The sequence below is a fragment of the Metabacillus sp. Hm71 genome (genome assembly GCF_051842955.2).
In the GTDB taxonomy this organism is placed as follows: domain Bacteria; phylum Bacillota; class Bacilli; order Bacillales; family Bacillaceae; genus Metabacillus.
The window spans coordinates 3,177,403-3,203,948 of sequence record NZ_CM200278.1 but is presented as its reverse complement, the minus strand read 5'-3'; the positions used below and the strand labels follow the sequence as shown (position 1 = coordinate 3,203,948).

At 34.9% G+C, this 26,546-nt stretch carries 26 protein-coding genes and 5 pseudogenes; 22 read left to right on the top strand and 9 right to left on the bottom strand.

Translation table 11 applies throughout. The features are described from left to right. Positions 1 to 29: 29 nt before the first annotated feature. Together ACSVDH_RS15595 and ACSVDH_RS15590 are read left to right on the top strand one after the other, a co-directional pair. A complete protein-coding gene (locus ACSVDH_RS15595; protein WP_439251183.1) occupies positions 30 to 635 on the top strand; it encodes a trimeric intracellular cation channel family protein in 606 nt (201 codons plus the stop codon). Positions 636 to 717: 82 nt separating this feature from the next. Continuing rightward, positions 718 to 1,089 (top strand): Na-translocating system protein MpsC family protein, encoded by a 372-nt coding sequence (locus ACSVDH_RS15590; RefSeq protein ID WP_439251181.1) that lies wholly within the window; start codon positions 718 to 720, stop codon positions 1,087 to 1,089. A gap of 446 nt (positions 1,090 to 1,535) precedes the next feature. Here the strand turns inward: ACSVDH_RS15590 and ACSVDH_RS15585 are convergent, their stop codons facing one another. The 4 genes from ACSVDH_RS15585 to ACSVDH_RS15570 all read right to left on the bottom strand — a co-directional run bounded on the left by ACSVDH_RS15585 (position 1,536) and on the right by ACSVDH_RS15570 (position 5,254). Then, on the bottom strand, positions 1,536 to 2,219 hold the full coding sequence (locus tag ACSVDH_RS15585) for a DUF421 domain-containing protein (protein WP_097159208.1): 684 nt from the start codon (positions 2,217 to 2,219) through the stop codon (positions 1,536 to 1,538). Positions 2,220 to 2,242: 23 nt separating this feature from the next. Then, positions 2,243 to 2,821 (bottom strand): CBO0543 family protein, encoded by a 579-nt coding sequence (locus tag ACSVDH_RS15580; protein ID WP_009336498.1) that lies wholly within the window; start codon positions 2,819 to 2,821, stop codon positions 2,243 to 2,245. 239 nt (positions 2,822 to 3,060) lie between these two features. Further along, positions 3,061 to 4,578: a phospholipase D-like domain-containing protein gene (locus ACSVDH_RS15575; protein WP_439251178.1), complete on the bottom strand. Its 1,518-nt coding sequence runs from the start codon at positions 4,576 to 4,578 to the stop codon at positions 3,061 to 3,063. Positions 4,579 to 4,789: 211 nt separating this feature from the next. Beyond that, complete coding sequence (locus tag ACSVDH_RS15570) at positions 4,790 to 5,254, bottom strand: hypothetical protein (protein WP_439251176.1); 465 nt, start codon at positions 5,252 to 5,254, stop codon at positions 4,790 to 4,792. 341 nt (positions 5,255 to 5,595) lie between these two features. Here ACSVDH_RS15570 and ACSVDH_RS15565 point away from each other — a divergent pair, with 341 nt between their 5' ends. From ACSVDH_RS15565 to ACSVDH_RS15555, 3 genes and pseudogenes are all read left to right on the top strand, one after another. Beyond that, complete coding sequence (locus ACSVDH_RS15565) at positions 5,596 to 6,162, top strand: CBO0543 family protein (RefSeq protein WP_439251175.1); 567 nt, start codon at positions 5,596 to 5,598, stop codon at positions 6,160 to 6,162. Between the two features lie 408 nt (positions 6,163 to 6,570). Next, positions 6,571 to 7,137 (top strand): annotated as a pseudogene (locus tag ACSVDH_RS15560) (recombinase family protein). Between the two features lie 328 nt (positions 7,138 to 7,465). Next, entirely contained in the window at positions 7,466 to 7,981 is a 516-nt protein-coding gene (locus ACSVDH_RS15555) for a hypothetical protein (protein WP_439251173.1), read from the top strand. Here the strand turns inward: ACSVDH_RS15555 and ACSVDH_RS15550 are convergent. Beyond that, positions 7,940 to 8,794: pseudogene (locus tag ACSVDH_RS15550) on the bottom strand (DUF2935 domain-containing protein). The gene ACSVDH_RS15555 and the pseudogene ACSVDH_RS15550 sit on opposite strands and share 42 nt — an antisense overlap. A gap of 420 nt (positions 8,795 to 9,214) precedes the next feature. On the opposite strand from ACSVDH_RS15550, the gene ACSVDH_RS15545 reads away from it, so the two are divergent. The 9 genes from ACSVDH_RS15545 (at position 9,215) to ACSVDH_RS15505 (ending at position 13,987) form a co-directional block, all read left to right on the top strand. Then, positions 9,215 to 9,418 carry a DUF1657 domain-containing protein gene (locus tag ACSVDH_RS15545; protein ID WP_026562851.1) on the top strand — a complete coding sequence of 68 codons (204 nt, stop codon included), beginning with the start codon at positions 9,215 to 9,217 and terminating at the stop codon, positions 9,416 to 9,418. A gap of 75 nt (positions 9,419 to 9,493) precedes the next feature. Then, positions 9,494 to 9,967 (top strand): YhcN/YlaJ family sporulation lipoprotein, encoded by a 474-nt coding sequence (locus tag ACSVDH_RS15540; RefSeq protein WP_439251171.1) that lies wholly within the window; start codon positions 9,494 to 9,496, stop codon positions 9,965 to 9,967. Positions 9,968 to 9,983: 16 nt separating this feature from the next. After that, positions 9,984 to 10,463 carry a stage V sporulation protein AC gene (gene spoVAC, locus ACSVDH_RS15535; RefSeq protein ID WP_439251169.1) on the top strand — a complete coding sequence of 160 codons (480 nt, stop codon included), beginning with the start codon at positions 9,984 to 9,986 and terminating at the stop codon, positions 10,461 to 10,463. Next, positions 10,464 to 11,483: a stage V sporulation protein AD gene (spoVAD, locus tag ACSVDH_RS15530; RefSeq protein ID WP_145584931.1), complete on the top strand. Its 1,020-nt coding sequence runs from the start codon at positions 10,464 to 10,466 to the stop codon at positions 11,481 to 11,483. Further along, on the top strand, positions 11,480 to 11,830 hold the full coding sequence (spoVAE, locus tag ACSVDH_RS15525; RefSeq protein ID WP_145584932.1) for a stage V sporulation protein AE: 351 nt from the start codon (positions 11,480 to 11,482) through the stop codon (positions 11,828 to 11,830). The genes spoVAD and spoVAE overlap by 4 nt, the downstream gene beginning before the upstream one ends. An 11-nt stretch (positions 11,831 to 11,841) precedes the next feature. After that, positions 11,842 to 12,048, top strand: a complete 207-nt coding sequence (locus tag ACSVDH_RS15520) for a DUF1657 domain-containing protein (protein WP_368659664.1) — start codon at positions 11,842 to 11,844, stop codon at positions 12,046 to 12,048. A 32-nt stretch (positions 12,049 to 12,080) separates the two neighbouring features. Continuing rightward, on the top strand, positions 12,081 to 12,941 hold the full coding sequence (locus ACSVDH_RS15515; RefSeq protein ID WP_439251165.1) for a DUF421 domain-containing protein: 861 nt from the start codon (positions 12,081 to 12,083) through the stop codon (positions 12,939 to 12,941). 393 nt (positions 12,942 to 13,334) lie between these two features. Continuing rightward, positions 13,335 to 13,544: a hypothetical protein gene (locus tag ACSVDH_RS15510; RefSeq protein ID WP_026562901.1), complete on the top strand. Its 210-nt coding sequence runs from the start codon at positions 13,335 to 13,337 to the stop codon at positions 13,542 to 13,544. 263 nt (positions 13,545 to 13,807) lie between these two features. Continuing rightward, positions 13,808 to 13,987, top strand: coding sequence for a hypothetical protein (locus ACSVDH_RS15505; RefSeq protein ID WP_034333610.1), 180 nt, complete (start codon positions 13,808 to 13,810; stop codon positions 13,985 to 13,987). 441 nt (positions 13,988 to 14,428) lie between these two features. Here ACSVDH_RS15505 and ACSVDH_RS15500 read toward each other — a convergent pair whose 3' ends face one another. The 3 genes from ACSVDH_RS15500 to ACSVDH_RS15490 form a co-directional block, all read right to left on the bottom strand. Beyond that, a complete protein-coding gene (locus tag ACSVDH_RS15500; protein WP_439251162.1) occupies positions 14,429 to 14,899 on the bottom strand; it encodes a hypothetical protein in 471 nt (156 codons plus the stop codon). Between the two features lie 190 nt (positions 14,900 to 15,089). Continuing rightward, entirely contained in the window at positions 15,090 to 16,100 is a 1,011-nt protein-coding gene (locus ACSVDH_RS15495) for a DUF3231 family protein (protein ID WP_439251160.1), read from the bottom strand. Positions 16,101 to 16,329: 229 nt separating this feature from the next. Continuing rightward, entirely contained in the window at positions 16,330 to 16,905 is a 576-nt protein-coding gene (locus ACSVDH_RS15490; RefSeq protein WP_439251158.1) for a recombinase family protein, read from the bottom strand. 147 nt (positions 16,906 to 17,052) lie between these two features. Between ACSVDH_RS15490 and ACSVDH_RS15485 the strand changes: the two genes are divergently transcribed. The 5 genes and pseudogenes from ACSVDH_RS15485 to ACSVDH_RS15465 form a co-directional block, all read left to right on the top strand. After that, positions 17,053 to 20,019, top strand: coding sequence for a Tn3 family transposase (locus ACSVDH_RS15485; RefSeq protein WP_439251156.1), 2,967 nt, complete (start codon positions 17,053 to 17,055; stop codon positions 20,017 to 20,019). A gap of 147 nt (positions 20,020 to 20,166) precedes the next feature. Continuing rightward, positions 20,167 to 20,250, top strand: a pseudogene (locus ACSVDH_RS15480) (DUF1048 domain-containing protein); the annotation flags it as partial. 631 nt (positions 20,251 to 20,881) lie between these two features. After that, positions 20,882 to 21,688: a CdaR family protein gene (locus tag ACSVDH_RS15475; protein WP_439251154.1), complete on the top strand. Its 807-nt coding sequence runs from the start codon at positions 20,882 to 20,884 to the stop codon at positions 21,686 to 21,688. After that, positions 21,622 to 21,984 carry a helix-turn-helix transcriptional regulator gene (locus ACSVDH_RS15470; RefSeq protein WP_439251152.1) on the top strand — a complete coding sequence of 121 codons (363 nt, stop codon included), beginning with the start codon at positions 21,622 to 21,624 and terminating at the stop codon, positions 21,982 to 21,984. The genes ACSVDH_RS15475 and ACSVDH_RS15470 overlap by 67 nt, the downstream gene beginning before the upstream one ends. Next, a pseudogene (locus tag ACSVDH_RS15465) lies at positions 21,985 to 22,065 on the top strand (AraC family transcriptional regulator); the annotation flags it as partial. Between the two features lie 123 nt (positions 22,066 to 22,188). On the opposite strand, the gene ACSVDH_RS15460 reads toward ACSVDH_RS15465, so the two are convergent. Beyond that, entirely contained in the window at positions 22,189 to 23,109 is a 921-nt protein-coding gene (locus ACSVDH_RS15460) for an RraA family protein (protein ID WP_439251150.1), read from the bottom strand. A gap of 576 nt (positions 23,110 to 23,685) precedes the next feature. On the opposite strand from ACSVDH_RS15460, the gene ACSVDH_RS15455 reads away from it, so the two are divergent. The 3 genes and pseudogenes from ACSVDH_RS15455 to ACSVDH_RS15445 form a co-directional block, all read left to right on the top strand. Further along, positions 23,686 to 24,333: a GntR family transcriptional regulator gene (locus tag ACSVDH_RS15455; protein WP_439251148.1), complete on the top strand. Its 648-nt coding sequence runs from the start codon at positions 23,686 to 23,688 to the stop codon at positions 24,331 to 24,333. A gap of 621 nt (positions 24,334 to 24,954) precedes the next feature. Beyond that, complete coding sequence (locus ACSVDH_RS15450) at positions 24,955 to 25,938, top strand: carbohydrate ABC transporter permease (protein ID WP_439251543.1); 984 nt, start codon at positions 24,955 to 24,957, stop codon at positions 25,936 to 25,938. Beyond that, a pseudogene (locus ACSVDH_RS15445) lies at positions 25,934 to 26,542 on the top strand (IS256 family transposase); the annotation flags it as partial. The gene ACSVDH_RS15450 and the pseudogene ACSVDH_RS15445, both read left to right, overlap by 5 nt. Between the last annotated feature and the right edge of the window lie 4 nt (positions 26,543 to 26,546).

Here is a 26,546-nt window from a genome sequence, read left to right as displayed (position 1 = left end):
TATTGATAAGGGGGATAGGATCAATTGACTTGGTCGGTTTTACACATAATCGGATTATTGCTTATGCTGCCAGTGGGGCATTTGTTGCTATGCAGGTCAAATATTCTTTTATTGGAATCTTTGTTCTTGGACTTACAACGTCTTATGGCGGAGCAGTGATTAGAAACGTCGTTCTCGATATCCCTATTTCTGACATATGGGATCGTCAATCCTTACTGATTGTATTTATAACGCTAACTATAATCGTATTCGTTGAGAGGAAATGGGTTCATCATTGGAAACGCTGGGGACATTTCTTTGACTCAATTGGTCTTGCTTCCTTTGCAATCCAAGGGGGACTGTTAGCAAAAAGTCTGCAGCATGATCTAGGCATTATTGTCATTGCTTCTATGTTTACTGGAGTTGGCGGAGGTATGGTTCGAGATTTGTTAGCAGGTCGATCCCCCCTTGCTTTAAAGGAAGAAATCCATGCAGTGCTTACATTTTTGTGTGCTATTTGCATTTGGTTTGGTTGGAGCAGTCCTATAGAATTGACGACCATAGTGGTGTTTGTTGTATTGATTCGTATGTTATCGGTTCATTATAAATGGAAAAAACTAAAACTTCCTTGCAATCGATCTGAAAAACAATCATAACCCTGTATGAATGACGTATTCGTAAATGTTAACGAATAAACCATAGTGAAAATGAAAACATGATGCTACGAGGAGAGATAGAATGACAAAGAATTTGGAACATAAATTTAGTATGTTGATTCGTGAAATACGAAAGGAATATATTGGCAATGGGCCGAGAGAAATTAATACTCGTATTGTAGGTCCTTGGGTCATTTGTGAAATGAAAGGGAATTTAACGAATGTTGAAAAGTTTATGATTAAGTCAAAAGAGGGGCAGTTGATGGTTCATGAAGCACGGACCGAATTAGTAAAGAATATCTATAAAGATCCTACCTTGAAGAATAAACTTGAGGAAATGATGAATGCAAAAATTGTGAGTATTTTTACAGATATCAATATTGAAATTGATACTGCGATGACAGTTTTTGTTTTTGACAAACCTATTATGGTTGAAAATGATAGTAAAAATTAACTACATGAAACCAATCTTTTGTGATCTTGTTGTGGAAAGAGCTGCCTAAGTTATCACTATATAAATTTATTAATGAAATAAAAGATTTACGCGACTTTTTAATAGATAAAAATAAATTGCAGGGTGACATAAAAGGACGAAAAGCCCTATGTGTCACCCTCTTATTGTCGTTAAATGATTATGATTGTAAACTACTTCCATATTTAATTAAGAAGGAAGGGTTCCTTTGATGAAACCAGTAGTAAAAAAACGAGAAATTCTTAGATGGGGTAGCGTCAGGAAAATGCGGATTTACAACGTTAAGGAAATCAAAAATATAAAAAGTCTAATTTCTCGGTGTTATAAGTGAAAAATTAGGCTTTAGTTACTTCATTAAAGCGCCTGATTGTTGAAGACTAAAGTTTATATTCACCAAGAAAATTGATGTGCTCTTATCCTAACAAATTTTATTTAGGACTTACATGTATGCCTTCACTCTCTCGCCAATCTGCGTAAAGTATACGCTTTACATTATCATATCCATTGGTAGTTAATTGGTTATCTAACCACTGTTGATCAAATCCGAGTTCATGTAAATTATCCCATAAAATTTCCCCATCTATAATTAACGATGTTGGGAGGTCTACTGGACTTTCTGGAAGATTGAGATCTTGCTTGTCTGGTTTTTGATACTTGGATTTTAATAATAAACTTATTTGCCCATTAGCTTCCAATATACCGTATTTGACTTCGCGAACTGAAAAGACATTATTTTGACGGAGTATACTCAATACTTGATTTACATCCAATTTGTTCTTTGTAAGTAACTTTCTGTCCATAACACCATCTCGAATGATGATGTTAGGATTGCCTAATAAGAGAGAACGTGTCGATTTATTTTTTAGAGTCATAAACTCTATTCCCAACATAAGAAACGTCCACAATCCGATGGCATATAAAAAATGAAAAATCCCTACCTTATCTTCATAAATGGTATTTCCTAAAAAATCTCCAAGTACTAACACAAAAACTAAGTGAAACGGGGTTAACTGATAGATGGATGTTCTGCCTGTTATGATAATGATAAAAAATAAAGTTGCAAAACCAACGATGACTTTGATCGTCAGTAAACCAATATTAACTTCTTCCAAAGTTTTTTCCTCCAATTTAAATTTTACTTAGTTGTAAGATCTTGAGGTTTAGATAAAGAGGCTAGTTTTAGTATTAAAGCTCGAGTTACAATTCCAACAATGATGTAATATATGAATGAATATCTGTATCTCCACTCTAAATAATTAACAAGTTTGACCCACTCGCAAAAGGGTTCACCTATATAGGCATATGTTAGTGCCATAATGATCTGGGCTAAAATAAAAGATTTCCATGTTCTAAAATATTGATATAACAACATGTAAGCTACAGGTACCATTGAAAAATCAAAAGGAAAGGCCCTAGGAATAAAAGGTAGGAATGCAATGGGGTAATCCCAAAAACTGTATTGTGCACCAACTACATCTAATAAGGTTGTTGTCAAGATAATTATGGTACCAAATAACAAAATTTCTAAAATAATGTCTCGTTTAACAAGTTTAGCCCATATAACCCAAGGCACAACTAAAAAAACGACTAGTATCCACCATTCCCAAGTTAAAAACTCATTTTTTAGCCAACCATTTAATTCTAAATGATAGAGCTTATCTTCTAATAAACGTATTTCCTTAAGATTTTCAAATATATTATCTATTGATATCACCTCTATATTTAAATGAAAAGGTAACAGATATTTTTGAATTCAAACTCTTTGAGCTGCCTTTTTAGTATTACCGTTTTTTAGTAATGAATTTCCATCGTAAATTAAGAAAAAAACCCATGTTGAAAGTTCTTCTAACACGGGTTTTCGACTTTTTTCAAATGAATCAGAAATATTTTAAAAACAATCAAATTTTTTAAATCTAGATTTAAGATAGAACAATAAAAACAGGATACATCAACTTATAATAATGGAGAAAGCAGGCGAGAACCCTGTTCAACAATGCGCTCGGTCAGGGATCGTTGCAACAAGTCTTCAATTCTTAATGGTACAGAATCAGTAAGATCCCTCTCGAACTGCTCTGTGAGTTCCCTTGCCACATCAGCACTGTACACGACTTGACACACTTCATAATTCAGGCGAAAACTTCTCATATCATAGTTTGCTGCGCCTACTTCTGCAATTTCCTCATCAATGATCATCAGTTTCGCATGTAACATTCCTTTATCGTACTGGTAGATTTCGACTCCAGCCTCTATAAGTTCTCCATAATAAGTGCGGCTTGCAATGTCAACGATTTTTTGATTATTGTGGAGAGGAACAAGCAATCTTATGCGCACACCACGTGCTACTGCTGTCTTTAATGCCATGATAATATCTGTTTCTGGTACAAAATAGGGTGTTGTTATATCAATAGTCTTAGTCGCCTGTGTTATACATATAAAGTAAGTTTGACGTATAACTGGGGTGGGAATTCCAGGGTTTCCTTCCAACGTATGGATGTATGCTTTTTGCAATTCTCCTGTCTTTGTTTGGGTATTGTCTGTTTTACCTTCTATAGGCCATAACTCAGATCCTAATTCGGCAGACCATCTTGAAAGATCTATGCTGCCGGTTGGATTGATTTCCTTTGATTTATATTTTGGGATTTTAGTGGCCTTTTTCGTTGCCTCAGATTTTGTTTTTGACTTTATCCGTTCTGGTACAGCGATATTCCAATGAACGTCGAAGATAGTCTGCAAGTCGCCTGTTGCTTCCCCTATAATTTGCAAATGAGTGTCCCTCCAAAATCCTACGTCTGGCTTTAATCCTGTATATTCATACCCAACGTTCATACCGCCAGTAAAGGATTCCTTTCTGTCAATCGTCACAATCTTACAATGATCCCGATAATTCCAATTGGACAAAATCCAGGGAAAACTTAAAGGAAATATTGTCCGACATTCTATCCCTGCTTCCACCATCTGAAGAATTTTTTGACGCGGAAATTTTTTACTCCCCCAACCATCTCTAATAAAACGAACCCGCACTCCATTTACTGCTTTTTCGATCAGCAGTTCTGTGATGCGATTACCAATTTGGTCGTTCCGATAGATGAAATATTCCAGATCAATGGTTTTTTGGGCTTTTTGTAGGGATTCGATAAGTTGTTCATATTTTGCTATTCCATTGTTTAGTACTTGGACTTTGCCGACTCGAAGCCCGCCTACAGTAAAATACCTTAAAGCATCGGCGATTATCGATGCTGAATCACTATATGTATCAGGTAACTTATCAGACTCATTATGAGAAGAGGTCAATCTTTTACGATGAATAAGCTTGGGATTTGATATGCTAAGATATAGTAAGAAACCAATGACAGGCAAAACAAGGACGATTACTATCCAATTCAAAGCTTTGGCTGGCCGACGAACTTCCCAAATTGCTATGAATAAGATAAAGAACGTATTTAACAGGTATAGAAAAAAAATCCACTCCAACTAAAATTCCTCCTTAGTTTTTCCCTTAACATGTACAAACTATGTAGCAAGTATACGTTTGGAATACGAGGAATTGTTTAGATTGACCTTTTCTCATGAGACACCTCAAATAATTTTTTGTAATTAGTTTGTTTTGTCACAGGAAATTTAATGTTGGAGATGTATCGAAAAACAAAAAAGGAGGTTCGTTTTACATTTCTTCTATTTAATCCTAATATCTTCCGTAATTCTGCTGCAGCTGACTAAGTATATTCGATGTTAAAAAGACTCCAACAGGGGGCAAGGTACTACTACTAACGGGATATCCGGTAAGAGTTCTATCGGTTGTAGCAACCCATGTTCCGTATTCGCCTGCTTGTAAAGAAGGAGGTTTCATAATAAGCCTCCCATTTAAAATAAAATGTCGAATTCTAATCTGTGGATCATCAAATATGGCTAAGTTGCCATAAAATGTGGCATAAGATGAATCAAATCTTATTTGTTTGGTGTTTTCATCCCAAGATCCATTAATTGGAATAGGTGTACCACGAAAATTAACCGTACCAATTACCCTGTTATCTGTAATAGAGTTAATGGTGAGTACGCCCCAAATGATTGGTCTACCAGCTATAGCAGCATGGATACCCCATACTGATGGGAATGGAATACTAACCATTGTTTGCTGTGCAGTTTGCAATACTAATCTCCCCCTAAATTTAAAGTTTATGTTCTGAAGAATAAAGGATTAGATATCTTATTTATTACCCTATATAAAGGACCAATCCAGTATATGCACCACAAGCTGAATATGTTTACTTTTAACGGTTAGAAGCTCATCCTTTCGTTGAAAAATGCAGACATTCAACAAATAGTTGTTTAGAACAAAATTCCTTTATTCAACTATATGGCCCTATTGTTTAGTAACTCACTTTCAAGATATGTGGATAATTATGTAAAATTATAGAGTGAATGTTTTAGGAGATGCTAAATATTGAAGGTTGAAATACCTGATTTAATATGAAGTGAGGGTGTTCAAACATGGACCAAAAAGAATACTTAAAAAAAGCAGAGAAAATATATGAATTAATTGAAGAAACACACAACAAAAAATTAGATTTCTGGATTGAAAATGTTGTTTTCACTTGGCAATGGTGGTTAGGAGTGTTTTTATCAGTGGTACCGTGGATCTTATGGTTTTATTTCAGAAAAAAAGAAAGCACTTACAGATTGCTTTGCGCTGGTTTTTTTATTATTTTTATTAGTTGCTGGTTTGATTTCATAGGTATTACATTAGGTTTATGGCATTATAATTATGACGTTCTCCCTTTCCTCCCTTCTTATTTGCCATGGGATTTTACTATTTTACCGGTAATTGTTATGTTTCTTATTCAGTATAAGCCTAACTTCAATCCGTATTTTAAGGCATTTATTTTCGCAGGTGGAAGTGCTCTTATTGGTGAACCAATCTTTGAATGGATTAAAATATATAATTCAGAGCAATGGGAATATATATATTCATTTCCAATATTCTTTGTCCTTTATTTAATTGCAAATTTTATTAGTACGAGGAAAGAATTCGATAGTTTAAACAAAATATTAGACTAATCTGGAATAGAATACCCTTTCCCTTTTGTTTCGCAAATAAATTGGTTGGTTATTGAACTAATGTGTGAATTGATTTTAGGACTAAGACCTATATTGTTATTCAAGAAAAGGGCACGATTGCTGAAGAAGCAGTTGCTTTTTTACTAGACGGATCCGAATAGTTCTCTAAATAATGGATGTAAATATTTAAGAAACCCAGATAATCTTCTCATGTGAAGGTTGCTGGGTTTTAAAGTTGGATATGCAAAATAACACTTAAAAAGGTGCAAAATAAATCCTAAAGTGACACCTTTGATTTTATTAGGATTATCGTTTACCAAAAATAATTGCCAAAAAGATTACCAAATACCTTTACAACAAAGTTACCTCTTGTAAAATGAAAATATACAAGTTTACTGGAGGTTACATATGATTATTGGTTATGCGCGTGATTCTACTATTGACCAAAACTTAGATCGTCAAATTAGTATTCTTACTGAATATGGTTGTGAAAAAATAGTAAAAGAGAAGTTTACTGGTACAATTAAAGATTGAAAAGGTCTTCATCAACTTTTTGATACGCTCAGGAATGGCGATACAGTTGTAGTAGAGAGTATCTCCCGTTTAGGACGTAAAACATTGGATATCCTCAACATTATTCAACAGTTGGAAGAGACCGGAGTGCAATTCATTTCTTTAAAGGAAAATATGGATACAAGAACCTCTACAGGCAAAGCGATGTTCCAAATGATGTGCGTAATTGCAGAATTAGAAAGAAATCTTATTGCTGAGAGAGTAAAGGAAGGACTCAAAGCAAGTAAAAAGCGTGGAAAAACATTAGGTAGACCCAAGCTAGATAAAGAAAAGCTCACTGTTGCACTTCGGATGTATGACAGTAAAGAATATTCTGTTAAAGAGATAGTCTCAGCAACCGGAATATCTCAAGGTTCTCTATATAGGGCAATAAATCGAAGAAAACTAGGAGAAATAAACTAATAAGGCGTATTTTATTATTTCTCCACATTTACTTTGCGGTCTAGAGCAAGAACCCTGTCATTAAGCCTTTTTAAGTATCATAGTTGTTAATGGATTGTTAGCTTTATTTATTCAGCTACAAATCTAATTAACATAATGAAGCATTATCGGCATTGAAAAAGGATCTCTCAATCGAAGTTCCTTTTTTCGTACCGATAAAACTCGATTATGTTAACTAAGAATGAATAGGGTATACAGGATAAATTATCTCTAAATGGTCTTGAGGTACATATAATCAATGATTCAGAACATAATGTAAGCATAATAAAAAAAGGGAAGGAATCAAATTATGATACTTCGTTGGATACATAAGTATGTAATCATCTTGGTATTGATCTGTTTTTCTGTTTCCGTCCAGCCCCTCATTTTATTAGCTGAAATAGGGAATGATTCAAAACAGCAAGCATTTTCGGAATTTGAAAAAAAGATCTTTGATTTAATCGAATCTGGTATAAAACCATTGGATAAACTGGACGAGGAACTAGACGAGGAAAGCTTATATAATATTGCCTTATCGGCAGAACAAAAGCTTGCTAAAAATTCCCTGACTTTATCCCAATTAAAGGTACCTACCACACTGTCAGATGATATAAAGACATCGTTAGAAAAGGTCAAAGTCGAATTGTCTATAGGTTTTAAGGCATTGGAGAAAAGCATGAACTATTTGGCACAATACATCGTGAAGCGTAACTCCTTATTGTACGATAAGTTCATCGAGAAACGTGACAAGGGTTTTCTCTATATTGACGGTGCACTAACTTCGTTAACTACAGTAAGATTGCGAGTTGCAAATTACGCAAATTAAGTATTTTAGTTTGAGATCATTTATTTTGTGATTTAAGATTAGCCTCAAAATATCAATGATAGATAAAAAACGTTCGGCTTCACGAAAGGTGTGATCAGCAAGCAGTGGATGAATGTTACTTTTTATCCTACATGCTTCGATTAACTCTCTTGCTGTCTTCTTAAAATCGCGTAAAGCAACTACTGATACACGGTTTTGATCAAGAAATTGATCTAAAATTGGTTCAGTTTCAGATTGAGGACGCATGGAATCTAAATCAATTGCTTGAAAAACAAGTTGATCAAAGTCATGACTAAATTCTCTTGCTTGTTCAACTAATTTCCTTTCGGAAGGATCAAGAAGATGACCAATAAATTTTGAATGGTCTGCCATAATTTTTAGAAAAAAGACATTTTCCTTTATAATTGCATCAGCTAAAGGTAGCATTCTACCTTCATTTAGTTCTTTTAAGCGATTAGCAAAGTAAGCAGCTTCTCTGCTTATATGGTCAACTAGCAATGCATAGTTATTTGATCGGATCTCACAACGCAAAACTAATCCCAGAACTTTTCGCTTATTAGCCCATATTTAAGCAGCAACCTGATAAACTTGATTGTTAAAATTTCTAATTTCCTGTGGATCAGAGTTGGGAGAATATCGACTAAGTTGTTCTTCAATTCATTCAAATAAAGTAATAAATTGTCGTGCTTCTTCGATAAGTTGTCTATCATCATTATAGTCAAATCCAAGGCTTAAAAATAAGGCATGCTCTTTCATAATCCTTGACCAGAAACGAATTTCATCTAAGGATCTACTTACAAATAGTTTTGTCATAATTACACCTCCTGAGTTATGAGTTCATCACTTTAATGTTATTCCATCGAATTATTAAACATGTGTAGGCTGACATAATAAGAATTCAGACCTACGTTTAATTTCAGGGCTGTTCTTCGTTTTTTGCTATTTTTATTATGTAAAAGCTTATTTTCCATAAACAATAGGGACTAAATCCATTCCCACCCTTTGAGCTGCAATACATCCAAAACAAATGATAGAGATCACTGATTAATTTGCTGGGGTAACTGCTGTTTTTACTATTGTTATTTTCTGTTATCTTATATTTTAATGTTCATATTGCATTGCCTTCGTTATGTTGTTTTTCCAATAAATTACTATATTCAAATTTACATAAACACCATCCAGAAAGAAACAATACATTTGTAAGCATTTAATAAAAGAAAGAAGGAACCTAAAATGACTGTAATAAATGATGTCAAGACAGCTCTAGCAGGATTGAAAAGTGCGCAGGCTAGTTTCGAAACATTTGCACTAGGTACTGATAATGAACAAGCGAAACAGCTTTACAAACAAGCTGCTCAACAAACCCAATCCGTTGTAGACAGCATTGAACCACGTGTTCAACAAATCGAACAAGAAGAACCTCAATACAAAGAATAGAACGATATAAAGAAGGTTGATTCAATCAACCTTTTTTTATACTCGATTTATAGATAGAAACGGGTGGGTGATTCCATGAAAAATAAGGTGAAGATAGTAAACATCGGTCTTTTTTTAATAGTGATTATTGGACTTGGCTCAGGATGTACCGGAAATCAGAATCAGTTTGCCAATAACAATGATGATGCAGAAATCGTAAAGGTACATACAAGCAAGCCCATCGATCAATCTGTTGCTAACGAAGCAAAGGAAAAGGTAATCAAAGAAAAAGAGGTTTCAGGTGTAAAGGCTGTGAATACCGATAAGGAGTTGTTATTGGCTGTAAAAGTTGATCAATTTGATCGGTTTCGATTAAAGAACATTGAAAAGAAAGTGAAATCAGACTTAGAAAAAGCATATCCCAATCATAAAATTATCGTCTCAACCGATTCAAAAATGTATTTGGAACTTGAACAATTGGAACAAAAATTACAAAAAGATAAGACAGAGAAGAAAACATTAAAAAAAGAATTCGACAAAATCAAAAGCTTAATGAAGGAAAAAGCATGATGAAAGAGGGGCAGATATGTCAAATAAGCAAAAGAAACAATTAACACCTGTACAACAGGAGTATCAAACCCTTGAAAATAAACTAGAAACAAAAAGACCCTTATTTAAGAATTGTATAAAAGCTTTTATTACAGGCGGAATCATTTGCCTTGTCGGACAGGCTATTCAAATGTTTTATATCTATTATTTTGATTTTACAGACCAAACAGCTGGGAATCCAACGGTTGGTACCTTAATTTTCATCTCTATGCTTCTTACCGGTTTCGGAGTCTATGACCGAATCGCACAATTTGGAGGGGCAGGTTCTGCTGTTCCAGTTACTGGATTTGGAAATGCTGTCATATCAGCTGCCATTGAACATCGAACAGAAGGATTTGTGTTAGGTGTAGGCGGTAATATGTTTAAATTAGCTGGTTCCGTGATTTTGTTTGGTGTTTTTTCCGCGTTTGTGATTGCAACAATTAAAACGATACTTATACAGTGGGGTGGTTTGTAAATGTTAACGGGTCATCGAACATGGGTCTTTGATCAAAAGCCCGTTATTATCTCCACCGGAACGGTTGGCGGACCATTTGAAGCAGACGGATTACTTGCTGAAGATTTTGATATTCTTCATTCGGACTTATGGCTTAAGCAAGATTCCTATGAGAAAGCCCATAAAGTTCTACTCGAAGAAGCTTGTCAAAGAGCCATCGAAAAAGCCAAGCTTCAAAAGGAGCAAATTCAGTTTTTCCTTGGAGGAGACCTTATTAATCAGATTACTCCAACAAGCTTTGCTTGCCGAACACTAGGGACACCTTATCTAGGATTGTTTGGTGCCTGTTCAACCTCAATGGAGGGACTGGCGCTTGGTGCCTACCTTATAAACACAAAAGGAGCCAATTATTTGTTAACGGGAGCTTCAAGTCATAACACTTCGGTTGAAAAACAGTTCCGTTATCCGACTGAGTATGGTGGTCAGAAACCTCCTACAGCACAATGGACGGTAACTGGTGCTGGAGTCGCATTGTTAAGTGATTCCGGAGATGGACCACGTGTTACGTCTGCAACGATTGGACGTGTCATTGACATGGGAATGACTGATCCCTTTAACATGGGAGGAGCGATGGCTCCAGCTGCCGTTGATACAATTGAGGCTCATTTTACCGAACGAAATATTGACCCTTCTTACTATGACTTAATTGTAACCGGGGACCTCGGTCAAATTGGACATGAAGTTTCACTTGAATTATTTAAAAAGCATGGAACCCCTATACGTGAAGAACAGTATCAGGATTGTGGATTAATGATTTACCGCGAAGGGCAACCAGTTCTAGCAGGAGCTAGTGGTCCAGGTTGTTCAGCAACGGTTGTTTATGGTCATTTGTTAAACCGCATGAAAAAGGGTGAATTTAAACGAATGTTAGTTGTAGCGACAGGGGCTTTATTGTCGCCGTTAAGTTTTCAGCAAAATGAAACGATTCCTTGTATCGCTCATGCAGTATCGATTGAATACGGAGGTGAACAACGATCATGATATTCTTTTGGGCTTTTGTCGTTGGTGGATTGATTTGCGTTGTAGGGCAAATTATGTTTGATGTGTTTAAACTCACACCAGCCCATACATTAAGTACATTCGTTGTCATTGGTGCCCTTCTTGATGGATTTGGTTTATATGAACCGTTTATCGATTTTGCAGGGGCAGGAGCTACGGTTCCAATCACAAGTTTCGGGAATTCTCTGGTTCATGGAGCGATGGAAGAAGCAGAAAAACATGGCTTAGTAGGTGTGATTTCGGGAATGTTTGAAGTGACAAGTGCCGGAATTTCAGCTGCCATTATTTTCGGAATGATTGGCGCCTTGCTATTTAAACCAAAAGGATAGGAGGATGTAGGATGACCATTGCATCGGAAGTGAAGCAATCTCTTGCAAGTCTGAAAGGTATAGAAGCTGATTTATCCAGTTTAGCCTTACGAACTCAGGACCATGAATCAAAGCGTACCTTGCATGAAACCATGATGGTCGTGCATGAAGTGGTAACAGATTTGAAAAAACGAGTTGGGGAATTGGAAAGAGAAGAGTTTCAATACAAAGGCTTTTAAGATAAAACATTCTATTGTAGGAGGTGTAAGTAGTGCCTGAATGGTTAGAGGTGGTAATACGGTCATTATTATTTGTCGTTGTCCTGTTTTTAATCACAAAATGGTTAGGGAAAAAGCAACTTTCTGAACTTTCTTTTTTTGAATATGTTGTAGGTATTACAATTGGAAGTATTGGCGCAGAAGTTATCACAGGACTTGAACGGAACATGTTTAACGGGATAATCGGAATCGTGGTCTTCGCGGCAATACCCTTTTTAGCAGGTTTGCTTTCCTTAAAAAGCAAAACCTTTCGAGATTTTATAGAAGGGAGAGCAACTGTTTTTATTAAAGATGGGAAAATCATGGAGGAAAATTTAAAAAAGGAAAAGTACACAACCGATGAGCTGCTGGAATTACTTCGAAAGAGGGATGTCTTTAAGGTAGCCGATGTGGAATTTGCGTTATTAGAGCCAACCGGAGATCTAAGCGTTATGCTGAAGAAAGAAAACCAACCTTTGACTCCAAAAGATGTAAACTTAACTGTTGCTTCCGTTAAGGAACCACAGACCGTCATTATGGATGGAGAAATCTTGGATGAGCCTCTGGCCACTATTGGTCGAAGCCGTAGTTGGTTAAAAACAGAAATTGAAAAACAAGGGGTTACCATTGAGAATGTTTTTCTTGGTCAGTTGGATTCTGACGGACAATTAACAATTGACCTTTTTGATGATAAACTTCAAGTCCCGTCCCCTCAAGAAAAGCCTTTAATCCTTTCGACTATGAAAAAGTGCCAGGCGGACCTAGAGTTGTTCGCTCTTGGAACAGAAGCAAAGGAAGCTAAGCAAATGTATAGCAAAAATAGTGAAAAATTACAAGAAGCCATTAATAAAGTGACCCCTATTTTAAGAGGGTAATGGTTGTTTATTTCATTGCGATGCACGATCAAAAAAATGGTATTACTTTTTTAGTAAGTCAAAATCTACAAAAAATAAACAATAGAAGAACATATTCTTTAAAATAAATACAAAGAGGTGCTCACAAAATGAACAACTTACGTTGGTTATCTTCTTTATTTAATGGTCGAAATAATAGATGGATGTTTGGAAATAGACGTAATAACAGAGGTATGATCATTTATTCGTCTTTATTATCAGTGTCTCCTATCGTAAGTGAATTTAGAAGTATTAATAGTATAAAACCCAAGTGGTGAATTGTAATTATTGGAAAATAATAATAATAATAAACAAAATGAATTAGGTCAATATATAGGGGTAACTAATTTCAAAGATTAAAAAGGAGAGATACTAATGACTCAACAAATTAATGTAGACCAATTAAATCAAGCAAAAGCAAATGTAACTCTTACGCAAAATTTATTAAATCAAGCGATTGAAAAGTCCTCGTCAGACCCAACTTTAGCCAAAGAAGCGATTAAACAAGCTGCTAATGAGATTGCACAAGCTCAAACTGCAGTTAGTCAAGCTCAAAGTCCTATTATGTTCCAAGAATCCGAGTAAAGATATTTAATTTCCCTGTGACTCATAATGTTGCAGGGAGATAATAATTTAGGGATAAAAGTAGATTTAACTTTTTGTTATTTTAAAATAAAGAACTATTTAGAAACAATTAGGGTTTAAATGATTTACAATAACGTTTGTACATCTGAGATCTGTCGTATCACATCTATTAAAGTTTATATTACACTACATAAAAACCAAAATGGTTAGTAGTTATATTATAAATGTTATTCTAAAATAAAAGATTAAAAAGGAGAAATATTATGAAATCTTATGGAGAAAACTTGGAAAATTTATTAGGAGGAAAACAGAGAGCAAGGTTAAAAAAAGAAATGAAAAATTTGGATCATTACTTTGAAACTCCTATCATACATAGGGAAATACATGGGGATAAAATACATGTCCCTTTAAATCTGGATAGGGTTTGGAATCAGATAAGTTAGTATGGTGATATTGGTCATATTCAAGTACTTTGCACGAACGCAAGACTACAGAGGTTTAGAGTTTGGAACAAAAGGAAAACAGGCACTGTTATCTGTATAGGAAGAAGCCTTTTTTATGGAGCTATTTGGGTAACGTTAATTCAATAAGATAATGAAAAAAGAGACTAATTTTAGTAGATGCCACTGAAAAAGTGGTCTTTTGCAAAAAAAAAAAATTTGCGTACTTAAATGTATCCTCAACAAGGGGTAGCGTCAGGAAAATGTGGATTTACAACGTTAAGGAAATTACCATATTAAAAAGTCCAATTTTTCAATTTTAATACTGAGAAATTGGACTTTTTTTCGTTATTCTGGAAAAGCGCCCTTTATTGAATAAACAATAAATAGCAGTTTTTTGTTGTTAGATAGTCTATAACGGTTTTCATCCTCATTTTATCCGGGTTAGTTATTATATTTTAATTTCAAATTCCCCAATACAAATATTATAAGTAAGCCAATAATTATGCCCGGAATCAAAAACAACATAGGTAAAAAAACAGGACCTAATAGCACCCCGAATACCTTTAGATTTGAGGAATAGATCAACCCTACCGTTACAAAATAAGCAGAAAAAACAAAAGGCAAAAAAGAAAAACTTTCTTTTCCACCTCCAGCATCTTTATACGCATCCCAAATCGCAAACATATATAAACAAGGATAGAACATAAGCCATTGATAGTTAGTTACTTCAATGGCATTCTGAATCTCTCCTAAGAAACTATACATGATTGCCAGATTAAAGTTGCTTTGAACATTGATTAAAAATTCTAATACAATAAATAAGGTTCCTTTTAATATTTGCTGATTTAGGATTTGCCCGAAACCAGGTAATGCGATACTCCATAGTATCACTTCAAGTTCTCTTTTTTTCATAAAATAAAACCTATATTGGGCTACGTAATGTTGTCAGAAATCTATAATAAGTATTTCTTAGCCAATATTGAATTTGTCTTTTCAATGAAAAACTTCTCAATAGAAATAATACACCAACAAATACTGCAAAAAATAAGCTTGAAAAGACTATAAATAATCGTTCCATTAAGGTTTTCTCCTTTTATTTGATTTATGATTTATAAAATTCATTTCTATCAATAGGTTGTGGAGGTTGCTCCATCCAGCCTCGTTCAATCAAAAGTTTAAGCCCTTCGTCACCGTACTTCATTACCTCTCCTATAATAAGGAAATAATGGGCTGCTACATCTTTTCTCATTGAGACAGACAATGCATCCGCAAGTGCAGAAACAGCAATTTGGTTTGAAGTACTTATAATAAACAGTATTAATCTTTCAGAGAATGGGGAAATAATTGAATTTGTTACCTCCATAGTTATTGGGAATCCGACAAAATGATCATTTTCTTTCAATAACTTATCGAATGTATCCACTTGCTTTTCAGCAAGTTTTTTTCCTTTTAATAAATATCCCTTTATTTCCTTATCTTTTGTTACCTGTATTAATCCCATCAAAAGGATTATACCAATGGCATTTCTTTCGATCTCGATAAAAAGCTCTGTTATTTCTAAGGTATTTAGAGGTCTTTTCTCGCCTAGCCAAGTATTTATTAATGATGGTTGATGTTGAATAAACTCTACATTTTTAGGATACTCCATATTTGGAGGTCGATCATTTAATCCTTTTGAAAGCAAAAGGTTTAATGCTTTCTTATGTAATTCCGTTTCACTGTATAGACATTCTGAAAATAAATTATATAAATCGATTCGAGTCACTCTTTGTAAAACATTTGCATAATGAGGAATAATTACTTGTCCTCCACGATAAACAAAACTTAATGCAAATAAGTCTGTATATAGGGCTGGAGCCGATAAATCAATATCTTTATCTGAAAACCCTTTTGGTATTGGGAAGTTTTCTTCTTCGAAAATCGTTACAATTTTCTTAATAACTGTTTCTACCAAAGCCATGACTTCTTCAACAATTGCTTTTATTTCCTTATCTTGAAGATGTTGAAGAAAATGCTTGTAAAAACATCTTACTGCTGTGTTTTGGATATAAGTTTTCCAAAGAGTTGAGATTTCAGCTGTGGTTAGTTTAATATGTTCATGATTATTTTCCATACAACAACCTCCAATTTAATACATCAAGGAATAATATCTCCAGAATAGGAGAAATTATTAACCAACAACCAGATACAATACATCGAATAAAAAAGGGGCTGTCCGAAAAGTAGTGGCTAACTGACTTTTCGGAGCCCTTTTTTATAATTTTATTGAATTCAGGTGCATGTAACTCAATAAGTCTTATTCCATATAATGGCTCTTTTCTGGAATATCGGGTAAGGAAGGGCTATTCGTTCCCTTCTGATAGCTTTCTATATAATGAAGCTCTAGACACATTTGTAATTTCACAAATTTGATTTACAGTCATATTTCCTTCTTTATATAGCTTAACTGCATAATTCATTCCTGCATGATTTTTATGATACTTCTTTAACCGGCCTTTAAACTTCCCCTCTTTCTTAGCCAGCTCAATCCCTTCACGTTGTCGCATTCGAATAAGGTCCCGTTCTAATTGGTTCACACCTGCCATAACCGTAATTAAGAATTGGCTGTATGGATTATCTTCTGATAAATCGAGCCATGTATCTTTTAGTGATTTTAAGCTTGCCTTTTTACTTCGTATGTTATCGATTAATTCAAATAGGTCTTGTGTACTGCGAGTGATTCGAGTTAAGTCTGTAACATAAATAGTGTCACCTTCCCATAAATCTCCTAGCATTTTTTGCAATTGATCTCGTTCCTTTGTTGCACCAGATATTTTTTCTTCATAAATAATATCCATTCCAATTTCTTTTAATTGCTGAATTTGTCTGGCGGGATTTTGACCTACAGAACTTACTCGAACATATCCAATTTTCCGCATTTTTTCACCTCATTTTTGAGACAAGTCTTGTGAGACTACCTAATCCCTTATATTATCAGTCTTTTAAACTTGTATCAATAGAGTACACTCTATTGATATATAATTGAACTAATTAACTGAATAATTATGGAAATGGGATGATACTGAATGAAAATTGCGAGAGGTAGAGAATTGCTTACACTGGAACAGAGGCAGGATTTTATGCAAATCCCTGAAGATGAATGGATATTGGGGACCTACTTCACTTTTTCCAAACGGGATTTAGAAATAGTTAATAAGCGAAGGAGAGAAGAAAACCGTTTAGGGTTTGCTGTTCAATTAGCTGTTCTTCGGTATCCCGGTTGGCCATACACTCATATCAAAAGCATCCCGGAATCAGTCATACATTATATATCGAAACAAATCGGTGCCACTCCATCTTCGATTAGTCTTTATCCTCAAAGAGAAAATACACTTTGGGATCATTTGAAAGAACTTCGAAGTGAATACGACTTTGTAACTTTTACTCTAAGAGAATATCGAATAGCATTTAAGCATCTTCATCAATTAGCTTTTGAAAATGGCGATGCCATACATCTACTACATGAATGTATAGATTTTCTAAGAAAAAACAAAATCATACTGCCTGCTATTACTACACTTGAAAGAATGGTGTGGGAGGCAAGGACAATGGCTGAAAAGAAACTGTTTAATACTGTTAGTCAATCTCTTACAAATGAACAAAAAGGAAAGCTTGAAGAGATCATTACTTCGCAGCATCCATCCGAATCCAATAAAACGATATTGGGTTGGTTAAAGGAACCACCGGGTCATCCTTCACCCGAAACATTTCTAAAAGTAATAGAACGACTCGAATACATACGAGGAATGGAATTAGAAACGGTACAAATTAGTCATTTGCATCGCAATCGCCTGTTACAACTATCTCGCTTAGGCTCAAGATATGAGCCATATGCATTCCGTGACTTTCAAGAAAATAAGCGATATTCGATATTAACTGTCTATTTATTACATCTTACTCAAGAGTTAACGGATAAAGCTTTTGAAATTCATGATAGACAAATACTTAGTCTGTTATCAAAAGGCCGTAAGGCTCAAGAGGAAATTCAGAAACAAAACGGTAAAAAGCTGAATGAGAAAGTTATACACTTTACGAACATCGGACAAGCTTTAATCAAAGCAAAAAAGGAAAAATTAGACGTTTTTGAGGTTTTAGAATCCGTTATCGAATGGAATTCTTTTGTCTCTTCGGTCGAAGAAGCTCAGGAGCTTGCACGCCCTGCCGACTTTGATTATATAGACTTACTGCAAAAACGATTTTATTCACTTAGAAAATATACGCCAACGCTATTAAGGGTATTGGAATTTCATTCTACAAAAGCAAATGAGCCACTTTTACAAGCTGTTGAGATTATCCGTGGAATAAACGAATCCGGAAAGCGAAAAGTGCCTGATGACTCACCTGTGGATTTTATTTCAAAACGTTGGAAAAAGCATTTATACGAGGATGATGGTACAACAATCAATCGTCATTACTATGAAATGGCTGTTTTAACAGAACTTCGGGAGCATGTTAGGGCAGGAGATGTTTCCATTGTTGGCAGCAGACAATATAGAGACTTTGAAGAATATTTGTTTTCAGAAGATACATGGAATCAAACGAAGGAGAATACAAGATTATCAGTTAGTTTATCATTCGAGGATTATATGACGGAGAGAACCAGCAGCCTTAACAAAAGGTTAAAGTGGTTAGCTACCAATTCCAACAAGTTAGACGGGGTTTCTCTTGAAAAAGGAAAGCTGTCAATTGCACGATTAGAAAAAGATGTTCCAGAAGAAGCAAAAAAATTTAGTGCAAGCCTGTATCAGATGCTACCAAGAATAAAATTAACCGATTTACTGATGGATATTGCTTATATAACAGGATTTCATGAGCAATTTATTCATGCTTCCAATAATCGAAAACCGGATAAAGAAGAAACAATTATTATTATGGCTGCTCTTTTAGGAATGGGAATGAATATTGGTTTAAGCAAAATGGCTGAAGCAACACCCGGACTTACATATAAGCAATTGGCCAATGTATCACAATGGCGCATGTATGAAGATGCAATGAATAAAGCCCAAGCCGTATTAGTAAATTTTCATCACAAATTGCAATTGTCCTCCTATTGGGGAGACGGTACAACATCCTCGTCCGATGGTATGAGAATGCAGATAGGCGTTTCATCGCTACATGCAGATGCAAACCCACATTATGGAACTGGAAAAGGAGCCACCATCTATCGTTTTACAAGTGATCAATTTTCTTCTTATTACACAAAGATTATTCATACTAATTCAAGGGATGCGATTCATGTTTTGGATGGTTTGTTACACCATGAGACGGATCTAAATATAGTAGAGCATTATACAGACACAGCTGGTTACACAGACCAAATATTCGGACTGACCCATTTATTAGGATTTAAATTTGCTCCAAGAATACGAGATTTATCAGACTCGAAATTATTTACAATAGATAAGGCAAGTGAGTATCCAAAATTAGAAGTCATTTTACGTGGACAAATAAATACAAAGGTCATTAAAGAGAATTATGAGGATGTTTTGCGATTAGCTCATTCTATAAGGGAAGGAACAGTTTCAGCATCCCTTATTATGGGGAAATTAGGTTCTTATTCAAGACAAAACAGCTTGGCTACAGCCTTACGTGAGATAGGCCGAATAGAAAAAACGATCTTTATTTTGAATTATATTTCGGATGAATCATTAAGAAGAAAAATACAAAAAGGATTGAATAAAGGAGAAGCCATGAATGGACTGGCAAGAGCTATTTTCTTCGGAAAACAAGGCGAGCTTAGGGAACGAACCATACAGCATCAATTGCAAAGGGCCAGTGCCTTAAACATAATTATCAATGCCATCAGTATCTGGAATACTTTACATCTAACAAAGGCAGTTGAATATCAAAAACGGTCAGGTAGTTTTAATGAAGAATTATTGCACCATATGTCACCTCTAGGTTGGGAACATATTAATTTACTTGGAGAATACCATTTTAATTCGGAGAAAATGGTCTCGTTAGATTCTTTAAGACCATTGAAACTTTCTTAACGTTGTTAAAACTGGGGGAATCGTCTTGAAAATGGGCTTAGCGTTGTAAATCCGCATTTTCCTGACGCTACCCCTAAATGAACTTACAGTTAAGGATTTTATCAGAGAAAGTGTAAAGGCAAAGTCAGTTTATAATCATCGAAGGCAAAAGAATGGAGAGCCCATGTTTCGCGTGTCAATGCTCTTCCACAAGATTACCAAATTTTCTATAAAGAGATCCAAAAATATCTCTTAACCACTTTGGCGAACAGATGCTCATTGAGAGGAAAGTGCTCGTAACTCCAGAAAGATATAATTGTAAAATAAAAGAAACGGGTCTTACTTTGAATTAGAAACTCCATACTTCTGAAACGCTTAGTAATTTGGTATTGTGTATCAGGCAACTCTAATCAAAATAAAAATATGCACATCTTTTAACAATGGCCATCCAATATGGATGGTTTCTTTATTTTTTTATAAAAATCTCACTTTATTAAATCAACTTAACCGGGATTCTTTAAGATACCATTAACCAAAAGGAGAAGGAAGTTTAATATCACTTTGGGAGGTAAATTGCACTACTTAATGTGTTATTTTGTTGCATATACAACTTTAAATCCCAGCGATATTCATATGAGAAATTAGGATGTTTGTTCATTATTTTTTTCAAATTGGAAGATATTTAAAAAAATATAGTAAATGGAGATTTTTATATGTTATAATTTTCTTATCGATTATCGATTATCGATAATTAAAACGGAGGTACTTTCTCCTTTTATTTCGTTCTTGCATAAAGATACATATTTTCGTTAGGAAGCAGCACTTAGATTGTTGCATTTGAAATAATTTTCTATGTCTAATTTTTATTAAAGGGGAAATGGACATGGACATGCAAATTCATAATCAAGGGATTTTTGGGAAGGATAACGTCATTTTAAAGTTGATGAGGAATTATTATCTAATGGACCTAGTATCAAATGATGGTGAGAGACAACATAATTTAAAACAAGAATTATCCTATTTGAAATTAAATCCTTCTTTTACATTTCCGGTTTTAGCAGTAGTAGATTCTACAAGTACATTTTTGAATGAGCGTGAGAAAAGAAAGTATATGGAGGGAATCATAGATTTCTTGCAGCATCAAGCAGGTGACAACATAATCGTATTTATGGATGTGGAAAGTCATATTGGATTATTGTTCTCATGGGTATCAAAGGATTTTATAGAATTTATTCATGACAAGTTAAACGAACATTTCAAATATCCGGTTAGTATTGGTGTAGGTAAACCATGCAACAGATTAGAGAATGTGCACCAATCTTATCATCAGGCCCTGTTAGCTTTACAAGATAAGTTTTATAAAGGACTTGGCCAAATTGTTTATTATAGTGAATTGAGTAATTATCAAGAATTAAGCAACTATCCGCTTACTAAGGAAAAAGAGTTATATGAATTCATTAGATCTGCGGAAGATTGCATTGAAATTGAATTTGCTGTAGAGGATTTTTATCAATATTTTTTGCAAAATGGTTTGATTGATAAAACATATATTTACGAATTGACGATAAGGCTTCTGGTTGGAATTGAAAAAAGAGTCCAAGCTGAACTCGGGGAGGTAAGCGCTTGCAAGAATGTAGAAATTATGTCAATTGTAAGGATGGAAACCTTTCAGGAATTAAGGATTATGTAAGTGAACATTTAACTGCATTGCATGAGGTCATTACTAAAAACGGAAATCATAGCAGCATTATCAAAAAGACCATTCAATACATGGAACAAGATTGCGAGAATGTTTCATTAGATAGTGTAGCCCAAAAGGTGTATGTTACACCGACGTATTTGAGTTCGTTATTTAAACTAAATACGGGAAGAACGTTTATTGAACATTTGACTGATATTCGCATTCAAAAAGCGAAGGAATTATTGAAAAATACACATTTAAAAAACTATGAGGTGGCCGAAAGAGTTGGATATAAGGACTCCTGATATTTTAGCCAGATCTTTAGAAAGAAAGTCGGAGTTACACCAAGTGAGTATAGAGATAAAGTAGAAGAGATAGCAGGATAAGACTTATATCCTTTTCAGTTATATAGACTGAAAAGGATTTTTTTAAAAAAAGGGTCAAGTCCCCTAATAAACACCAATTGGTTTGGGGGACTTGACCCTTTAGCTTTCTAAGATAGGTATATTTTATAAACGAACGTCGTTAGCGGGACCTTCTTCTTCTAATTTATGTGCTACTTCAATCTCTTTATCCCATGTTAGATGATGGTATTCAGCTGCTTCTTCAGCTTGATTAAACCAGTTTGTAAAGTCTTGCCATAGCGAAACTGTCCAAGAAGCATCAATTTGTGCAGTACTATAAACACCTTCTTTTAAACGTATAAATCCAAAAATATCACGCACTTGGGATTTTTCCGCTTGCACAACTGTCTCCTCTGCTAAGTGTGCTGGAATAAAAATAACTCCGCTTGGTGTTCCAAGTACAACGTCACCTGGAAGACAAATTGCCTTGCCTATACGAGTGGGAACATTCATACCAACCATAGTGACATCATTAATTGCTGTAGGGTCACTACCACGATAGTAAACATTGATGTTATCAATCTCTTCAATTTGCTGAATGTCGCGAATACCTCCCCAAATAACTGCTCCGCCTCTTTTCGTTCGTGTTGAGATAGCGGTTGAAAGGTTTCCTCCAACATATGTTCCTTGGAAAATTTTATCGAACATATCAACAACCACAACATCATCTTCAACAAGTGAATCGATCACCCATTGATTAAAAAAGCCTTTTCTTCCTTCATGCTCATGTCCATAGTTAAGCAGCGCCTCGTGTAAGTCAGGACGTTTTGGTACCATCACAGCAGTAACTGCACGACCTACTATAGTTTTTTCAGGATGGATGATTTTAAAATCCCCTTCAAATTGGTACGTATACCCCCTGTGCCAAAGCGGACCCCATGCTTCCTCTAAATTTATTTTGCGAATCCTGCGAAGAATATCGTCTGAAACCTTAGGACGACCGTTTTCAAAACGTTCGCCTTTCCATAGTGGTGTTAATTGAATAATGTCTTCGCGACTGTCAAACTTATTTTTTACTAAATCCATGCAAAAGCACCTCTTCCTCTTGTTTTATCTTTTTTCGCACCCAATTGCTTATAGCATGATGCGGTGACATTTTTGCTACTGCCATGTCTTATGTCTAATTTTTAAGGAGATTCACCTTTTTGTCGATGCGAGTATTTTAAGAAGTTGTTTTAAAATTCATAATTTTTTCACACTAGGTTTTTCCAAACAACAATAATATTCAAAAAACAAACAATTCAATAATAAATTCATCTATCAATTCGGCAGTGTTTTTTGTATGATTTGGAGAAAATAAGCTGGAGAAGTAGTGAGTATGAATAACTAGTGATCCCAAGCATAGTAAAACACTTGTAAACTCTAGGGAAATAAGTAGAGATGTCCGTTCTGCTATACCACTCGAACTAGAAATCTAATAAATATTATTGAGATTATTCTATGATCTACTATTTTTTATTTTGAAGAGGAAAAGAATCAACATAATTGCATTTCTTTAATTAAGATAGACCAGGTAAATTGTATACAAATAAAAAAAAGATAACTACAATAGATATATGTGCTTATTAACGATAATCGATAATAAATGGAGATGTGAGAATAATGTCTAACAACCAACAACCGATTCATTACAATTCGATAAGTGAACTAGTTTATATGACAATAAAAAAGGAGATTCTTGAAATTCAGCTTCCTCCAGGAACCCGGCTTCCTGTTTTAGAAATTGCAAAAAGGTTTCAAGTCAGTCAAGCTCCTGTAAGAGAGGCGTTAGAACGTCTAAAACAGGAAGGACTAATTATCGGAAAACAAAACAAAGGCTCTGTTGTCTCAAATATTACCTCCAAGGAAGTAAAAGATATTTTTGTTTTACGCGAAATGATCGAGGGGTTTGCCGTCAGAGAATCAATGCCACATCTGAAAGAGAGCGATTTTGACCATTTAAAGGACATTATTCAACTCATGGACCAGGCTATTCAACGAAATGATGTGTTTAAAATGGTAGAGCACGATATGGAATTTCACGGTTTTTTTTATGAACGGTGCAATAACCATGCAGTATTAGAATTATGGGATAATATGAAAACTAAAGTAATGAGGTTTATGGCCATATCCAATAAGCACCGCTCTACTGATAAACTGGTGGAGGGGCATCTTGCTTTAATAGACGTATTAAAAACAGGGGATACGGAAAAAGCCGAAAAAACATTCATTGATCATATGAAGTCATACAAGTTGATTCATTTAGAATAGATTTTTCATGCAAAAAAAGACCAATCTGGCGAGTAAAGGCTATCGACTGGGAGAGTTCCTGGAGAATTTCAGGCTTTGGGCAGTATTAAAGGAGTGAAACATATGGCGGGCATCATCGTCTCATCAGTGGTGCCAATTCAATCTGTTGGCCATATGACTAATTCAGCAGCTACGTTAGGATGCATAATGTATTCCTATTAACTTGGGCACTTGGAAACTGCTAGTTTTTTTCCTTCTAAGCGAAAGCTTTTTAGTAAATATTGAATAAAAGATTAATTCTTGTTTAGAAAAGCAAATACTTAAACAAGTCATTTACTAGTTTAATCTACTTTTAGTAGAGCCAAAAATTTTTTAAGAATCTTTGGCTCTTTTTTTATTGAATTCTAAAAGTTTAAACATTCTAAAAAAACAAACAATTTCTTAATATTTTCACATGTGCTATTGTAAGCGCTTTTATTATGATTTTCTATAAGGAGAAATTAAAATCTGAAAGGAGATGGAGCAAGCTGGATGAAGAAACTTAATACAAAAGCCTCGGTGCAAATGTCAAACGTCTCTTTACAAAATGGAGAGGCTAACTTAGAGATAAACACAAGCAAGCCGACACTGTGGTCAAGGGTAATGCAAAGGACAAAAAGAAGAACGAATGAAACAAATTTAGCAGGCTATATTTTTATATCACCATGGTTGATTGGTTTTTTGCTCCTTACGTTATGGCCGATGGCACAATCAATTTATTTATCCTTTACGGAGTACTCATTGCTCGATGATCCAGTTTGGGTAGGGGGACAAAACTACTCAAATATTTTCTTTAACGATGATTTGTTTTATAAATCTCTTACAGTTACTTTTGCCTTCGTTATCATTTCAGTACCTTTGAAACTGTTTTTCTCCTTAATGGTAGCGATGCTGCTTAATAAGAATTTGAAAGGGATGAGCTTGTACCGAACAGCCATCTATTTTCCATCTTTGATTGGTACAAGTGTTGCCGTTGCCGTCTTATGGAGAAATATGTTTGGCTCCGATGGGTATGTGAATCATGTTTTAAGTTGGTTCGGTATCGAAGGAGTAGGTTGGATTGCAAACCCTGAAACATCATTAGGGACTCTGATTCTTTTGACCACATGGCAATTCGGATCCACGATGGTCATTTTCTTGGCTGGTTTGAAACAGATCCCTCAGGATTTGTACGAATCAGCATCTGTTGACGGCGCAGGGAACATTAAGAAATTTTTTCATATTACGCTGCCAATGCTATCTCCTGTTATGTTTTTCAACCTTGTGCTAGGTGTGATCGGTTCATTTCAAATGTTCACACAGGCGTATAGTGAATTGAGTAATTATCAAGAATTAAGCAACTATCCACTTACTAAGGAAAAAGAGTTATATGAATTCATTCGATCTGCAGAAGATTGCATTGAAATTGAATTTGCTGTAGAGGATTTTTATCAATATTTTTTGCAAAATGGTTTGATTGATAAAACATATATTTACGAATTAACGATAAGGCTTCTGGTTGGAATTGAAAAAAGAGACCAAGCTGAACTCGAAGAAGTAAGCGCTTGCAAGAATGTAGAAATTATGTCAATTGTAAGGATGGAATGAAACAGAAAGTAAGCATAAATGGATGCAAATCTTTGATGAGATCAAATCCCGAGGTGTAGAGGATGTATTTTTCTTATCTATGGATGGAATCAGTGGCCTAGAAGAAGGTGCTCGTGCGATTTTTCCTGATATTATTGTACAGCGATGTGTGGTTCATTTGATTCGCAACTCTATAAAATATGTTTCCAAGCAAAGAATATAAGCCATTTACAGCTGCTCTCAAGAAAAGTATATGGTGCCCCAAGCCTTAAGGCTTGCCATAGTGCCTTTGAGGCATTTCAAACGCAGTGGTCTACTTATCCAGGAGCTGTAGATGTTGGGTCCGAAACTTCAACCATGTGGAACAACTTTTTGACTATGGAAGTACCATACGCAAAGTCATGTATACCACAAATGCCGTAGAGAGTATCCACTCCAGCTTTCGTAAGGTGACGAAAAAAGGAGCATTTCCAAATGAAAATGCCCTGTTTAAACTCCTTTATTTACACATCCAAAAATTGGAAAATAAATGAGAGGGCGGGTTTGTTAAAAACTGGTCAATGGTTATGAACCGCTTTTAGTCCACGAAGACCTCAAAGATCGAGTCCTAAAATACCTGGAGTAAATTA